Raw genomic sequence first — 15,213 nt, 5'->3', positions numbered from 1 at the left:
GGCCGGGCTCCCTAGATTGCCGGCAACACAGGAGATTCCCGACATGGCAACCAAGCACATCACCGACGACAGCTTCCAGGCTGACGTCCTCAGTTCCGACAAGCCGGTGCTCGTCGATTTCTGGGCTGAGTGGTGCGGTCCCTGCAAGATGATCGGCCCGAGCCTGGAGGAAATCTCCGAGGAGCTGGGCGAGCAGGTTACCATCGCCAAGCTGAACATCGACGACAATCCCGACGCGCCGGGCAAGTACGGCGTGCGCGGCATCCCGACCATGATCCTGTTCAAGAACGGCGCCCCGGCCGCGACCAAGGTCGGCGCCGAGCCCAAGGGCCGGATCAAGGCATGGCTTGAAGGCGAGCTCGGTTCTTCGGTCAGCACCGCCGCCAACTGACATTATGGGGCCGCGCGGCATCTGCCGCGCGGCCCCTTTCCTATTCAGCGATAATATTCATGGCGTTCCGCGCCATCGAAAACGGCCTCCCTGCAGGCAGCACGCGCGGAAATCTCTTCCCGGACCCGCAGGGGCAGGGATCGTTGCGACCCAGCTTTTCGATGAGCTCGATATCGCCGTGCACGAAGCGGAGACCCCGCTTCACCTGCGTTTCGGACGGATATCCCTTACGCCGCTTCGAGCTGACCTCGAAAGCAGGGCAGGTCGGCGAGTTGGTCGATGCGGTGCATGACGGCCTCCTGTCATAACGTCGCCAGAGCGCGACGCGAGCCGGATGCTCCGCGACGAGACCGCCGTCAAGTCAATGGTATCATCACATTGCCGGCATAGCCGGAGCGCGCCTGCAGGCCTTCATACCAGTCGGCCACATTGGCCAGGTTCGGCCGCTCGATCGGCAGGGTGAACCAGGTGTGGACATAGACGCCCATGGGTACGTCGCCGATGCCGAAGGCGTCGCCCGACAGCCAGGGGCTCTGCGCGAGATGTGCGTCGAGTATCGTCATCTTCCTGGCGCAGGCCTCGGCCGAACGCTTGATCGCGTCTGCATCGCGCCGGTCTTCAGGCCGGCGGATCAGGTTGACGAAGGCGTCGCGCTGGGCCTCGGCATAATCGATCTGCCAGTCCATCCAGCGATCGGCCATCGCGCGTGCCGCTGGGTTGGCCGGCCAGAAGCGATCCGGCGCGTGGCGGGCGGCGAGATAGCGCAGGATCGCGTTGGATTCCCACAAGGTCACCTCGCCGTCCTCGATCGTCGGGACGAGCGCGTTCGGGTTCTTCGCGAGATAATCGGCATCCATGCCGAACCGGCCGCCGACATCGTGGCGGACATAGGCCAGGCCGGCCTCTTCGGCGAACCAGGCGACCTTCTTCACATTGTGCGAGTTGAGGCGGCCCCAGATCGTCAGCACCGGCTCAGCTCCGATAATCCGCGTTGATCGCGATATAGCCGTGCGTGAGGTCGCAGGTCCAAACCGTCGCGCGGCCGTCGCCAAGGCCGAGATCGACGCCGATATCGATCTCGCTGCCCTTGAGATGCGCTGCGACCGGCGTCTCGTCATAACCGGTTACCGCAAGACCATCACGCGCAACCTGGGTCTCGCCGAAGCGGATCGACAGTCTGTCGCGCTCGGCCGGCTCGCCGGCCTTGCCGACCGCCATGACGACACGGCCCCAATTGGCGTCCTCGCCGGCGATGGCGGTCTTCACCAGCGGGGAATTGGCGATCGACAGGGCGATGACCCGCGCGCTGCGGTCGCTCTCGGCACCCGTCACCTCGACGGTGATGAACTTCGACGCGCCCTCGCCGTCGCGCACCACGAGATGGGCGAGTTGCAGGCAGAGATCGGCGAGTGCGGCCCGGAAGGCGTCGGCACCGGCATCGTCGGATGAGATCAAAGGCGCATTGCCGGCCGATCCGGTGGCGAAGGCCAGCACGGTGTCGCTGGTCGAGGTGTCGCTGTCGACCGTGATGCAGGAGAAGCTCTTCACATTCGCGTCGGAGAGCGCCGCCTGCAGGAAGGCGGGGTCGACCGCGGCGTCAGTGAAGATGAAGCCGAGCATCGTCGCCATGTCGGGCATGATCATGCCCGATCCCTTGATGATGCCGACCAGATTGACCGTCCTGTCGCCGATCACTGCCTGAGTCACTGCGGCCTTGGCGAAGGTGTCGGTGGTCATGATCGTCGCGGCGGCTTTCTCCCAGCTGCAGGAATCGGCCTGGAAGGCGGCGTCGAGGCCGGCCTCGCTCTTGTCGATCGGCAGCGGCACACCGATCACGCCGGTCGAGGCGACGAACACGTCCGAGGGCTGGCAACCGAGCCGGGTGGCGACCCGCGCGACGAGATTCTCCACTGCCTCGCGGCCGCGATCGCCGGTGAAGGCGTTGGAATTGCCCGCGTTCACCACCAGCGCGCGCGCCTGGCCCAGCACCAGCGCCTTGCGGCACCATTCCACCTCGGGCGAGGGGCAGCGGCTCTGGGTCAGCACGCCGGCCACCGCCGTACCCGGATCGAGCGTGACGAAGGTCAGGTCGCAGCGATCCCAGGTCTTGTAGCGCGCGCGGGCGATGCGCGGCGTAACGCCGGGAATCGGGGGCAAAGCGGGGAAGCCTTCGGGCGCGAGCGGAGAGCGGTTGGCGGACATGGCGCCCTCATAAGGCCAGGCGCCCGCCACGCAAATGCCGGATGGGATTTGCGTGCCGTTTCGGACGCGTCGGCTGTGGTAACGCCTTGAGGCAAGGCTATAAGGCTGGCCTCTCACGGATCATATACGGCAAGGGGCGATATGGGGGGTAAGGCAAGCAGGATCGTGCTGGGGGCACTTGCCTTGGCTGTCTCGACAGAGGCTGGTGCGAAGAACAAGGCGCAGGAGCCGACGCCGGTCGAGAACCCTGGACTGTGGTTCAGCGGAGATGCCTATCCGCCCGAAGCGATCAGGGCGGGCGCGCAGGGCAGGGTAGTCGTACGGCTCAACATCGACGAACATGGTACGCCGTCGCAATGCTATGTCGCGGTGAGCGCGGGCAATCCCGACCTCGATATGGGCACCTGCAATGTGGCGATGACGCGCGCGCGCTTCAAACCCGGGCGCGACGAGCGCGGCCGTGCGCTGCCCTCCACCTTCCTCCTGCCCGTGCGATGGGTCCTTCCCAAGGACGATCGCGAGCTCGATCTTAGCGACGGCCGGCGCCAGCTGGCCGATCGGACCATCGAATTATCGCTGGACGAGACGGGGGCCGTGAAGGCGTGCAAGGTCATCAGGAACGAAGAAGCCGAGACCGGTGGCGTGAAACCCGACATATGCCGCGGCTTTCCGCTGGACGCCCGCCCGTTCGGGACTCCGATCCGGAATGGCAAGCCGGCGCCGGCGACGGTGACCATGACGATGAGCGCCTATATGGATGCCGATTGAGATGACGCAGGCATGATCATCGGAGAAGGCAAGGGTGTCACCCTCGCGGTGGTGGCAGTGGTTTTTACGCTGTTCCTGCTGCTGACCGTGGTCATCGTTATGGGCTTCGAGGAATATGGCCCGAAACTCTGGGCCGTCTTCGGTGGAGGGCCGTCGGAGTCGGCGCGGGCCGCCGCCGACAGGAAAGCGACCTCGACCGCAAGCCGGATCGGGCCGACCGAGCCCGGGCCGCCCCACGGCTCGATCATGGACTCGGGAACGATGCGCCTTGAGAATCCAGTCGCATTGGTGAGGCCGGTGCCGCCGCCCGACCGTGCGCTTGCCGGCGTGAAGGCCATGCCAGCGGAAAATCCGGGTATGTGGTTCACCAATGATGCCTATCCCACCGACGCGATCCGCGCGGGCGCGGAGGGGCGGGTGCTGGCCAGGCTGGCGATCGACCCGTCCGGGTCGCCCACGGCATGCACCATCCTCACCAGCAGCCGCTCGACCAGCCTGGATGCGACGACCTGCTCGATCCTCATGACACATGCGACCTTCACACCGGCACGGGATCGAAACGGCGCCGCGACCGTTGGCGATTATACGGTGCCCGTCCGCTGGGTATTGCCCGAGGATTGAACGGACTTCTTCCATGAGCAATTGCTGGACGCCCGCACCGCGAGCCACTACATCGCACGCCGCAATGGAACTGCTTCTCATCCTCTCCGCGCTGCTGAGCGCGCTGACCGGCGCGATTTCCGGCGTGCGGACACCCGAGGTGCGGTTGCATCAGGCAGTGGTCGGGGCCTCCACGGTCCAGGCCAGCGCGCCGACTGCTGCGCGTGTCGCGGCACGGCCGATCGTCCAGGCGATGCCGACGCTTGTCGCGGCGTCGTCCTTCGGCATTGAAACCGCCTTTGCGCTCGATACCGTCATTCCGCTCTATGCGGAGCGCCGTCGCGAATAGAGCGACCGCCTGATCCGGCTGCGGCCGGCTCCACCTGTCACGTTCATTCCGCCGCCCGGCACGACCCGGCGGCCATGCCTTATAGATCGGGAATTCTCCATGCTCGGCGGCTTTGCCAAATCGCTTTTCGGTTCTTCGAACGACCGTTACGTCAAGTCCCTCGGCGCGATCGTCGCGAAGATCGCGGCGTTCGAGCCGACCATCTCAGCGATGACCGATGCCGAGCTTTCCAACCAGACGGTCGTGTTCCGCGAGCGGCTGGCGAACGGCATCAAGCTCGACGATCTGCTGCCCGAGGCCTTTGCCACAGTGCGCGAGGCGGCCAAGCGGACCCTGGGCCAGCGCCATTACGATGTGCAGATGGTCGGCGGCATCGTGCTCCACCGCGGTGAGATCGCCGAGATGCGCACCGGTGAGGGCAAGACGCTGGTGGCGACGCTCGCGACCTATCTCAACGCGCTGCCGGGCACCGGCGTGCATGTCGTCACCGTCAACGACTATCTCGCCGAGCGCGACGCGGGCTGGATGGGCCAGGTCTATCGCTTCCTCGGCCTCACCGTCGGCGTGATCATCCCGAACCTGACCGACCAGCAGCGCCGCGACGCCTATCATTCGGATATCACCTACGGCACGAACAACGAGTTCGGCTTCGATTATCTGCGCGACAACATGAAGTACGAGCGCAGCTCGATGGTCCAGCGCGCCTTCAACTTCGCGATCGTCGACGAGGTCGACTCGATCCTGATCGACGAAGCCCGCACACCGCTGATCATCTCCGGCCCGACCGACGACAAGTCCGACCTGTATCGCAGCGTCGACCTGGTCGTGAAGGAGCTCGACGCGATCGATTACGAGAAGGACGAGAAGCAGAAGTCGATCATCCTGACCGAGGATGGCACCGAGAAGGTCGAGCGCATGCTCGAAAAGGCCGGATTGCTCGAGGGCGCGAACCTCTATGACTTCGAGAACACCCAGGTCGTCCATCACCTGAACCAGGCGCTGCGCGCGAACATGATGTTCAAGCTCGACACCGATTACATCGTGAAGGACGGCAAGGTCATCATCATCGACGAGTTCACCGGCCGCATGATGGACGGCCGGCGCTGGTCGGATGGCCTGCATCAGGCGGTCGAGGCCAAGGAGGGCGTGCAGATCGAGCCCGAGAACCAGACCATGGCCTCGATCACCTTCCAGAATTATTTCCGCATGTACCCCAAGCTCTCGGGCATGACCGGCACCGCCGCGACCGAGGCGGCCGAATTCTACGACATCTACAAGATGAACGTCGTGACCATCCCGACCAACGTGCCAGTACAGCGCGTCGACGAGGAGGATGAGTTCTACAAGGACACCGCCGACAAATTCCAGGCGATCGCCAAGAAGATCAAGCACCATGCCGAACTGGGCCAGCCCGTGCTGGTCGGCACCGTCTCGATCGAGAAGTCGGAGCTCTTGTCCGAGTTCCTCGTCAAGGAAGGCGTGAAGCACGAAGTGCTCAACGCCCGCCAGCATGAGCGCGAGGCGCACATCGTCGCACAGGCGGGCCGCAAGAGCGTCGTCACCATCGCGACCAACATGGCGGGCCGCGGTACGGACATTCAGCTCGGCGGCAATCTCGAGTTCCGCGTCAACGACGAGCTGTCCGACATCCCCGAAGGGCCTGAGCGCGACGCCGCGATCGCTGCGATCAAGGCCGAGATCGCCGCCGAGAAGGCCGAAGTGCTCGCCGCGGGCGGCCTGTTCGTGCTCGGCACCGAGCGCCATGAGAGCCGTCGCATCGACAACCAGCTGCGCGGCCGTTCGGGCCGCCAGGGCGATCCGGGTCTCAGCCGTTTCTATCTGAGCCTCGACGACGATCTGCTGCGCATCTTCGGCCCGGACACGCTGTTCGCGCGCATGATGCGCTCCAACATCGGCGACGGCGAGGCGATCGGATCGAAATGGCTGTCGAAGGCGATCGAGACCGCGCAGAAGAAGGTCGAGGCGCGCAACTACGACATCCGCAAGCAGGTCGTCGAATATGACGACGTGATGAACGATCAGCGCAAGGTCATCTACGAGCAGCGCGCCGACATCATGGATGCCGACACGGTCGGCGACGTGGTGCAGGACATGCGCACCGAGCTGGTCAATTCGATCGTCGGCGAGGCTTGCCCGCCAAACAGCTATCCCGAACAATGGGACGTCGAGGGCATGCGGGCGAAGCTCGCCGAGACGCTCGCGCTCGAACCGCCGATCGACGACTGGCTGAAGGAAGAGGCGATCGATCCGGAGGTCGTCGAGGAGCGCGTGCGCGAGGCGGCCGATGCGATGGTCGCCGAAAAGGCCGCGATGCTCGAGCCCGAGCAGTGGATCCAGGTCGAGAAGTCGATCCTGCTGCAGAATCTCGACCATCACTGGAAGGAGCATCTGGCGACGCTCGATGCGCTGCGCCAGGTCGTCCATCTGCGCGCCTATGCGCAGAAGACGCCGATCAACGAATATAAGCAGGAAGCCTTTTCGCTGTTCGAGCGCATGCTCGGCAATATCCGCGAGGATGTGACCCGCACCATCGCGCACGCCCAGTTTCAGCTTCAGGAAGCGCCGCCGCTGCCCGACCTGCCGGACTTCATCACGACGCATTTCGACCCGTTCAGCGGCGACGATGACAGTGCGGATTTCGACGGGGGCACGCGCGGTCTGCTGACCACCACGCTGCCGCCGCTGTCGATCCCGCGACCGATGGGCGACGAGGTCGGCGAAGATCCGGCTGAATGGGAAGGCAAGGTGAGCCGCAACGCACCATGCCCATGCGGTTCAGGTCGCAAATACAAGCATTGCCACGGCGCCGTCGGGGTAGCGTGAGAAAGAGGCTCCCCCGCTGATACGGGGGAGCCTTTCGCTTATTTGGGCATCACGATCGACGGGCCGAGGTTGTTCATCACCTCGCGCGCGTCGAAGGCGCGGACATTGTCGCGCGGTTTCGGGCCACGGCCGAGCACGATCTCGGCATTGGCCTCATATTTGTCGACCGTCGTCACATCGACGCTGCGATCCCAGAAAGGATCGCCCCAGAACGGATCCCAGCTGCGCCAGCCGAAGCCGCGGCCGCGATAGCGCCAGCTCGCGCCCCAATAACCATAGGGTCCGGGGCCGAAGGCGCTTGGTGTCGTATAGGTTCGCGTCCGTCGGTCGGTGTCGCGATCGGCCAGGATGAAATAATCGAAGCCGTGCTGCACCGTCAGTTCGGCCGAGCGGTACAGCAGGTAACGGTCGACCGTGTCGCGCGACGTGTAGCTGTTGCCGGCGAAGCTCACCATGTAGCGGTTCGCCTCGATCATCCGGTCGCTATAGCCCGCCCGCGCGAAGCCCGTGCCGGTCGCCGGGCGATAGGCTGTTTCGGTGGCGCAGCCCGCGGTCATCAAGGTTGCGGCACCCAGCACTGCGAAAAGCGCGGCCCGCGAAGTTCCTGTCTTCATGTCTTCCTCCAGCACGTTCCGATGCGACAAAGCGTGCTGCATCGGCCGTCAGATGTGGAACGTACGACTCAGCCCATGTGTCCGTGACAAATACGTAACTATGTCGTCATGGATGCACGGTCCGGTTCTGCCGGCGCCCAACGAGAAGACGGCGCCAGAACCCGGTGGCCGTAACACTTAGCTCTTGAGCTAAGCGATTGCGCGTGATACTTAGCCTTATGGAACAGTATCACGAGCAGCTGAACACGGTCTTTCACGCGCTTGCCGACCCCACGCGCCGCGCGGTGATCGGGCGGCTGGGCAAGGGGCCAGCCAGCATCAGCGAACTCGCGCAGCCCTTCGACATGGCGCTGCCCTCCTTCATGAAACACATCCATCTGCTCGAGGAGAGCGGCTGGATCCGGACGCGCAAGCAGGGCCGGGTGCGAACCTGCACGATCGAGAAGGCGACCTTCGCCGCGGTCGACGACTGGCTCGCCGACCAGCGCGCGCTCTGGGAGGAGCGCACCGACCGGCTCGAACACTTCGTCACCCATCAACCAGAGGATGCCCAATGACGCCCCCATTCAATCCCGATCTCGACCTGACCATTTCGCGTATCATCAAGGCGCCGCGGTCGGCCCTGTGGAGCGCGTGGACCGATCCGGCGAAGTTTCAGAAGTGGTGGATTCCCGAACCGGCGCGCTGCGAGGTTGCCGAGATGGATCTCGCCCCCGGCGGCGCATTCGTGACCCGGATCAGCGAGGATGGGGGTGCCTTCGGACCTCATGTGAGCGGCTGTTTCCTCGCGGTCGATCCCCAGGAACGCATCGTCTTCACCAACGCGCTGCTCGGCGGTTGGCGGCCGGCGGAGAACCCCTTCATGACCGCGATCATCACCTTCAAGGATCATCCGCTCGGCACCGACTATTCCGCCCATGTCATGCATCGGAGCAATGCCGATCGGACCATGCACCAGAATCTGGGCTTCAATGACGGCTGGGGCACCGTGATGGGGCAGCTCGCGAAGCTCGTCGAATAGACTTTCATCACACAAAGGGACGCTGCCCATGCGCAAGATCATTCTGCAGATGATGACGACCCTCAACGGCCGCCTGGATGACCCGATGGCCTGGCTTTCCGGGGTCGGGGACGACCAATATCGGGAGATCGACCGGATCTATGCCGGATATGATACCGTTCTGGTCGGACGGACGACCTATGAGGAGATGGCCGCCTATTGGCCGGGCGCGCTTTCCGACGATGTCGGGACCGAGACCAACCGGGCGATGGCGCAGCGAATGAACGACTATCGCAAGATCGTCTTCTCGCGGTCCGGCAGCGCCGCACTGACGCCCTGGAATAACGTGGAACCGGTCGTGGCGGCCACCGATGCCGATCTCGCGGCGTTTCTGAGGGACCTGAAGGCCCAGCCCGGAGCCGATATCCATGTGTCGGGCGGCGCCAGTTTCGCGCAATCCGTCGTCGCGCTCGACCTGATCGACGAATTCTATTTCTTCACCTACCCGATCGTGTCGCCCGGCGAGTCCTGGTTCTCGACCTTGACCGAGAAGCGCGATCTGAAACTGCTCGGCATTCGCGCCTTCGAGCACGGCGTGGTGGGATCGCATCACGCATCACACACCGCTGCGGATCTGCCGCACCCCGCGAGTTTTACGGAGATGTTGCGATAGGGGCGATTTCACCGCGCAACGCCGAGCCGATCAGCCCGAAAAAGCCCTGGCTGGCCGTGCTCTTCGCGCTGTTCCATTCGGGGTGCCATTGCACCGCCAGGACGTCCCCGCCGCAGGGGCGCGCGGAGAAAGCCTCGATCAGGTCGTCGTCGACCGCCAGAGCCTCGATCTCCAGGCCCGTGCCGAGGCGGTCGATGCCCTGGCGGTGCACCGAGTTCACCTTGAGCCGGCGCGCGCCTGCGGCACCAGCGAGCATGCCGCCGTCGACGAGCCTCACATCGTGGCAATGCTCGAACAATTGCTCGAACGACAGCGCGTCCTCATTGCCGTGATGCGTCTCGCCGCCGAGTTCCGCCGTCAATGTGCCCCCGAAAAGCACATTGAGTTCCTGCAGCCCGCGACAGATGCCGAAGACCGGCTTGCCATGCTCGATCATATGCCCGGCGAGCGCGAAGGCGACCTGATCGCGCTCCTCGTCCACCCGGTCTCCCGTGCAGGCGCTCGCGCCGTAGCGCGTCGGGCAGACATTCGACCGCGAGCCGGTGAGCAGCAGCCCGTCCAGCCGATCGGTCAGCGAGGCCGCGTCGAGCACGTCGATCAGCGCGGGGACAAGCAGCACCGTCGCGCCCGAGATGCGTGACAGGGGCTCGATGAATCGGCTGGCCACGGCCTGGATGGGGCGCTCGGCGATTTCGTTGCAGCATAGAACGCCGATGACCGGCTTGCTCGGCCTAGCAGGGCCGCGTGGAAAGAAGGGCGCGCTCATGCCGCAGCGCCGGCCAGGCTTGCGGCAAGACGCATGGGCCTGTTTTCAGGTACCTGTTCGAGCAGCCTCAGAACCATCCGATGCCTCCAGCCTCCGGCGCGATATGCGGAAGACGATAACCTACTAATCGAGTAGGCATTAGGAAGAAAATATGCCCATTGGGAAACCGGACGTTGAAGCGGCCTGAATGTGCGACGCGCCGCGCGACACGGCATGATCCAGCCAGGGCTTTCGCGGATATCCTGTACAACCCTTCAAAATACTATATTCAGCGATCCGCATCGGCGTTCTGCAAAGGGGATGCGATGTGCGCGGATGGCAGGTGCTTCCCGCGAGGTGAGGCATGATGAATCGCGCTCGACGGGAAGTATTGGAGACGATTCGTACGAGGCACAAGCCTTTAGGCGCCGCTCGAACCGACGTTTCAGCGCGGCGTCACCGGCAGCCTTGGGGAATAGTTCAGCGACGGATCGCCGCACTTCTTGGTTCTGATATGCCAGGCGGCGGCCTCCATGGCGCAAGGCCGTTGGCGTTGCAGGGACTATTGTCCAAAGGTGCGTTATCTCGCGTGTCGACTAAGCTGGGCTCGACGCCAGGGCGGATGGCCGAAAGGGGATGAGTGTAATCGTGGTATCGACCAAGACCGCTGGCGCTCGGCAGTCGCGCCTGGGCGGACAGGCCAGGCAGGACGGGCAGGGCAGCCAGGGTGGGCAGGGCGGACGGTCGGCGCGGACCAAGGCCAGGATCGCCGACGCGGTCATCACCGTGCTTGCCGAGGCGGGGTCGAGCAGGTTGACTCACCGGCTCGTGGCGGCCGCGGCAGGCGTGTCGCTTGCCGCCACGACCTATCACTACGCCACGAAGCGCGACATGATCGCTGATGCGGCCAGTCGCTTGCTTGAGGGCTATGCCCAGTCGTTCCGGCGGGCTGCCGCGCGCCAGCGGCGTGGCGATGGTGTGGCAACTGACCTTGGCGGGTTCGCGGCCAGGCTCCTGATCAACGCCACTGGCCGCCATCGCAGATCCGCCCTGGCCTGGTGCGAGATCATCCTCGATGCGGCGCGTACGCCGGAAGGACATGCGCTGGCGGATAGCTGGTTCAGCGAGCTGCTCGCGGTCTGGGGCGATCTTGCGGGAGCGATGCCCGGCGCGCGCGGGGAACATGACGTCGAGACGGCGATCGACACCATGATCGGCCTGTTGTTCATCACCTTGCCGCTCGACCTGACCTCGGCGCGATTGAGTGCCGTGCTGACGGGCGGCGGCGATCCGGCCAGGGAATGGGCACCGCCCAGCGCGCATCCGATCACCGACGCACCGCCGCCGACTCGCCGGACCAACAAGGCGCGCGAGACCCGGGAGCGGATCCTGGGCGGCGCGATCGACGTGCTCATCGCGCAGGGCGCGGGCGCGATCACCTACAATGCCGTGGCGGCGCAGAGCGCGCTGACCACCGCCGCGCCGGCCTATCATTTCGGGTCGATCGAGGGGCTGCTCAAGGCTGCCGAAGCCGAGCTGTTCGCCCGCTCCAAGGGACGGTATCGCGACATGGTGACGTCAGCCCAGGTGACGGGCGCGCCCCTGGACGTGCTGGCCGACCTGACCGCCGCGGTGTTCGTCCGCGAAGTCACCCAGCATGGCCGGGCGGCGATCGCGATCTATTCGATCGGCCTCGAATCGTCGCGGCGACTCGAACTGCGACCCGCTGTTTGGGACGTCATCATGGATCAGACCAAGGCGTGGAAGCGCCGGCTGGAACTGCTGGTCCCCGAGGCTGGCCCGCTCGAGGCGATGCGCATGCAGGCGGTCTTCATCGGCAAGCAGGTCCGCGCTCTCTCCACCGGCTCACCGCTGGCGCATCTCGCCCTTGCCCGGGGGGAGTTCAGGAGTGCGATCATCGCGAATACCAAATAACGGTACATTCTTTTAAAAATATTGACGAGCGCGTTTCGAAGCCGTACTGCCCCATCACGCAAGCCGTCGAAGAACGGCCTGTGTCTGGGGAAGCGACGGCGACTGCCTCGCCAGCCTCCAGTCGGATCAAGCGCCCGCCAGCGGCGCGTCGGGGAGGATGAGATGAGAGGCGATTTTTCACCACTTGGTGTCTTTGGATTTCGGTCGTTGCGCCTGGGCGTTTCGATTGCGGCGCTGACCAGCGGGCTTGCCTGGGCAAGCATTGCGCAGGCTCAAACCACGCCGCTGCCCGCCGCGCAGGCCGGCACCGTTCCCGGGCAGTCGCTTGACCCGGAGAGCGGCGACGTGCCTTCGGAGGAAGCCGATATCGTCGTTACCGGCACGCTGCTGCGCGGCGTCGCCCCGACCGGCACCAATGTGGTCAGCGTGACCCGGGACGATGTGCTCGTCAGCGGTGCGGCGTCGTCGAACGACCTGCTCGCCTCGATCCCGCAGGTCGGCAATTTCGGCACGGTCCCGGTCGGTACTGCGAGCTTCGCCCTTCCGGTCGTGCGGCCCAACATTCGCAATCTGGGCGCCTCCGGCGGCGTGACCACGCTGGTGCTGGTCAACGGCCACCGCATGGTCGGCGCGGGCGTGCTCCAGACGACGTTCGACCCATCGGCGATTCCGCCGGACATCATCGAGCGCGTGGAGGTCGTGCCCGATGGCGGCTCGGCGATCTACGGCTCGGACGCGATCGGCGGCGTGATCAACTTCATCACCCGCAAGCGCTTCAACGGCGTCGGCGCCAGCGCCCGGTACAGCTTTGGCGACGATTATCAGGGTGTTGACGGCAATCTGACGGTCGGTCGCGACTGGGGCAGCGGCTCGCTGTTCGTGTCTTATGCCTATGCCTGGCACGACAATATCCTGGGCATCGACCGCGATTATGTCCGTGCCGACAACCGGGCGAAGGGCGGCCTCGACAACCGCACCACCACCTGCGCGCCGGGCACCATTACCGCTGCGGGCGTCAGCTATGCGCTGCCGGGGCTCCTGCCCAACACGAGCAACCTCTGCGACAGCAACGACTATGCCGATATCTATCCGCGCGAGCGGCGGCATTCGGTCTATGCCAGCCTGACTCAGAAGCTGAACGACAGCGTCACGTTCGACATGTCGGCTTATTGGTCGCGGCGCGACACGACGACGCTCAGCTCGCAATCGGGCTTCACGGGCAACATCATTTTCACCAACCCCTATTTCCGCCCGATCGGCCTCTCGCCGGTCCAGGGCGTTGCGCTGTCCTTCGCCGATGTCTTCGGCAAGAGCGCTACCAGCAGGGCGCGGTTCGATTCCTATGGCGTCACGCCGAGCATCTCGATCGGTCTCGGCGGTAACTGGCAGCTCCGCGCGATGGCGAATTTCGGCGAGAGCTACAATCTGGTGCGTGAGCAGACGATCAACTCGACCGCGGCCACCCTGGCGCTGGCGGGAACGACGATCGCGACCGCGCTCAACCCCTATAATCTGTCGGCGACCAACCCGGCCGTGCTGGCGACGATCGCCGATTTCGAGAATTTCGGCGACGCCACCCAGGCGCTGGCCGAGGGGCGGCTGATTCTGGACGGCTCGCTGGCCAGCCTGCCCGGCGGCGACATCCGGCTCGCGGTCGGCGCCGAATATCATTACGAGCAGCTCGATTCCCGCATCGCGCAGGACCGGCGCAACGTCTTCACCAACGCGATCAATTCGTCGGCCAATCGCGACGTGAAATCGGCCTATGCCGAATTGCTGATCCCGATCTTCGGGGCCGGCAATGGCGGGCCGGGCATGCGCAGCCTGCAGGTCTCGGGCTCGATCCGCCATGACGATTACAGCGACGTCGGCGGCACGACCAACCCGAAGATCGGCATCACCTACAAGCCGTTCGAGGATTTCACCCTGCGCGGCAATTACGGGACCTCGTTCCATGCGGCGAGCCTTGCCGATACGACGAGCACGGCTGACTCACGCGTTCAGGTCTTCCTGTTCAGTCCGTACCGCGCGGCCAACAGCTCGCCGCTCGACATCCTGCGGCCGATGATCGTCATCGCTGGCGGCAATCCCGATTTGCGGCCGGAAAAGGCGGACACCTGGTCGGTCGGTTTCGACTGGGTGCCCAAGGCTGTGCCCGGCCTGGTTGCCAGCGCAACCTATTGGAACGTGAAGTTCACTGACTCGATCTCGGTGCCGCCGATCACCTCTCCGGTGCTTTATTCGGACCCGAACTATGCCAGCTATTATATCCTGAATCCGACCCTGGCCCAGGCCCAGGCGGCGGCGGGCAATCTGATCGTTACCGGCGCACCCAGCCTGGCCAGCCTCTATACCCCTACCTCGACGCCCTATGTGCTGTTCAACGCGCGGCGCACCAATCTCGGGTCGGTCCATACCGACGGCATCGATTTCAATGTCGGCTATGCGCATGAGACGGGCTTCGGGTCGGTCAACGCGAATATCTCCGGCACCTATACGCTCAACCGCAAATCCTCCGCGGTGGCGGGTGGCCCGTTCAGCGACAATCTCAAGAACGGCGTCGGGCGCACGGCCCTTGCCGCGGGCGTTGGCGCGCGCGTCGGCGACCTGACCGGACATGCGACGCTGAACTATCGCGGCGGATATCCCATCCTCGGCATTCTCAGCCAGAACCATGTCTCGTCATTCAAGACGGTCGATCTGTTCTTCAGCTACGATCTGGGCAAGCTGGTCAAGAACAGTTTGCTGACGCTCAATATCGACAATGTCTTCGACCAGGACCCGCCTTATCTCGACAGCGCCAGCGGCTATACCAATGGCAGCACGCTCGGGCGGGTGGTCTCGATTGGCGTCCGCACCAAATTCTAGGGAGAAGGTGATGCCGCTTCCGTCGATTCAACCCAGGCGCCATTTCTGCTGAAATCCATCGGAACCCCTCGGCCCGCCTCCTCTCGAGGCGGGCCGGGGCGGCGATTGAGCGAAAGACGAACTTAAGGCCCTCTCACATTATGCAAGTAACAGGTCACTATAGTCAAAGCACGGATCGGGCCTGTTCGGCGCGGACTATGGCTATTGGTGCAGACGGAGGGGAG

Annotated in this window: 15 protein-coding genes; 10 read left to right on the top strand and 5 right to left on the bottom strand. The window is 64.6% G+C overall.

What is annotated here, in order from left to right:
- Window positions 1-43: 43 nt before the first annotated feature.
- Window positions 44-391, top strand: a complete 348-nt coding sequence (gene trxA / locus WC729_RS16405; protein ID WP_372854652.1) for a thioredoxin TrxA — start codon at window positions 44-46, stop codon at window positions 389-391.
- A gap of 40 nt (window positions 392-431) precedes the next feature.
- On the opposite strand, the gene WC729_RS16400 is transcribed toward trxA, so the two are convergent.
- The 3 genes from WC729_RS16400 to argJ all read right to left on the bottom strand — a co-directional run bounded on the left by WC729_RS16400 (window position 432) and on the right by argJ (window position 2,593).
- On the bottom strand, window positions 432-575 hold the full coding sequence (locus WC729_RS16400; RefSeq protein ID WP_372855478.1) for an SEC-C metal-binding domain-containing protein: 144 nt from the start codon (window positions 573-575) through the stop codon (window positions 432-434).
- 172 nt (window positions 576-747) lie between these two features.
- The gene (locus tag WC729_RS16395; protein WP_372854650.1) at window positions 748-1,359 is read right to left on the bottom strand and encodes a glutathione S-transferase family protein; all 612 of its coding nucleotides are present in this window, start codon (window positions 1,357-1,359) and stop codon (window positions 748-750) included.
- A 4-nt stretch (window positions 1,360-1,363) separates the two neighbouring features.
- Window positions 1,364-2,593 (bottom strand): bifunctional glutamate N-acetyltransferase/amino-acid acetyltransferase ArgJ, encoded by a 1,230-nt coding sequence (gene argJ, locus WC729_RS16390; protein WP_372854648.1) that lies wholly within the window; start codon window positions 2,591-2,593, stop codon window positions 1,364-1,366.
- Window positions 2,594-2,776: 183 nt separating this feature from the next.
- Between argJ and WC729_RS16385 the strand changes: the two genes are divergently transcribed.
- The 4 genes from WC729_RS16385 (at window position 2,777) to secA (ending at window position 7,154) form a co-directional block, all read left to right on the top strand.
- Complete coding sequence (locus tag WC729_RS16385; protein ID WP_372854646.1) at window positions 2,777-3,361, top strand: energy transducer TonB; 585 nt, start codon at window positions 2,777-2,779, stop codon at window positions 3,359-3,361.
- A 12-nt stretch (window positions 3,362-3,373) separates the two neighbouring features.
- The gene (locus WC729_RS16380) at window positions 3,374-3,982 is read left to right on the top strand and encodes an energy transducer TonB (protein WP_372854644.1); all 609 of its coding nucleotides are present in this window, start codon (window positions 3,374-3,376) and stop codon (window positions 3,980-3,982) included.
- A gap of 64 nt (window positions 3,983-4,046) precedes the next feature.
- A complete protein-coding gene (locus WC729_RS16375) occupies window positions 4,047-4,310 on the top strand; it encodes a hypothetical protein (RefSeq protein WP_372854642.1) in 264 nt (87 codons plus the stop codon).
- Window positions 4,311-4,409: 99 nt separating this feature from the next.
- Window positions 4,410-7,154 (top strand): preprotein translocase subunit SecA, encoded by a 2,745-nt coding sequence (gene secA, locus WC729_RS16370; RefSeq protein ID WP_372854640.1) that lies wholly within the window; start codon window positions 4,410-4,412, stop codon window positions 7,152-7,154.
- 38 nt (window positions 7,155-7,192) lie between these two features.
- Here secA and WC729_RS16365 read toward each other — a convergent pair whose 3' ends face one another.
- On the bottom strand, window positions 7,193-7,768 hold the full coding sequence (locus tag WC729_RS16365) for a hypothetical protein (protein WP_372854638.1): 576 nt from the start codon (window positions 7,766-7,768) through the stop codon (window positions 7,193-7,195).
- Window positions 7,769-7,986: 218 nt separating this feature from the next.
- Between WC729_RS16365 and WC729_RS16360 the strand changes: the two genes are divergently transcribed.
- Genes WC729_RS16360 through WC729_RS16350 form a run of 3 tightly spaced genes read left to right on the top strand, consistent with a single transcriptional unit; the run spans window position 7,987 to window position 9,441 of the window.
- Window positions 7,987-8,325, top strand: coding sequence for an ArsR/SmtB family transcription factor (locus tag WC729_RS16360; RefSeq protein WP_372854636.1), 339 nt, complete (start codon window positions 7,987-7,989; stop codon window positions 8,323-8,325).
- Window positions 8,322-8,789 carry an SRPBCC family protein gene (locus WC729_RS16355; protein WP_372854634.1) on the top strand — a complete coding sequence of 156 codons (468 nt, stop codon included), beginning with the start codon at window positions 8,322-8,324 and terminating at the stop codon, window positions 8,787-8,789. The genes WC729_RS16360 and WC729_RS16355 overlap by 4 nt, the downstream gene beginning before the upstream one ends.
- 28 nt (window positions 8,790-8,817) lie before the next feature.
- Entirely contained in the window at window positions 8,818-9,441 is a 624-nt protein-coding gene (locus WC729_RS16350) for a dihydrofolate reductase family protein (protein ID WP_372854632.1), read from the top strand.
- On the opposite strand, the gene WC729_RS16345 is transcribed toward WC729_RS16350, so the two are convergent.
- Window positions 9,422-10,207: a gamma-glutamyl-gamma-aminobutyrate hydrolase family protein gene (locus WC729_RS16345; RefSeq protein WP_372854630.1), complete on the bottom strand. Its 786-nt coding sequence runs from the start codon at window positions 10,205-10,207 to the stop codon at window positions 9,422-9,424. The two genes, WC729_RS16350 and WC729_RS16345, sit on opposite strands and share 20 nt — an antisense overlap.
- A gap of 615 nt (window positions 10,208-10,822) precedes the next feature.
- Between WC729_RS16345 and WC729_RS16340 the strand changes: the two genes are divergently transcribed.
- Window positions 10,823-12,121, top strand: coding sequence for a TetR/AcrR family transcriptional regulator (locus tag WC729_RS16340; protein WP_372854628.1), 1,299 nt, complete (start codon window positions 10,823-10,825; stop codon window positions 12,119-12,121).
- Window positions 12,122-12,328: 207 nt separating this feature from the next.
- Window positions 12,329-14,989: a TonB-dependent receptor domain-containing protein gene (locus tag WC729_RS16335; RefSeq protein WP_372854626.1), complete on the top strand. Its 2,661-nt coding sequence runs from the start codon at window positions 12,329-12,331 to the stop codon at window positions 14,987-14,989.
- Window positions 14,990-15,213 lie beyond the last annotated feature (224 nt).

Source organism: Sphingomonas sp. (genome assembly GCF_041661825.1).
In the GTDB taxonomy this organism is placed as follows: Bacteria; Pseudomonadota; Alphaproteobacteria; order Sphingomonadales; family Sphingomonadaceae; genus Sphingomonas.
The sequence above is the reverse complement of the archived record's forward strand: the minus strand, read 5'-3'. Positions and strand labels throughout refer to the sequence as shown.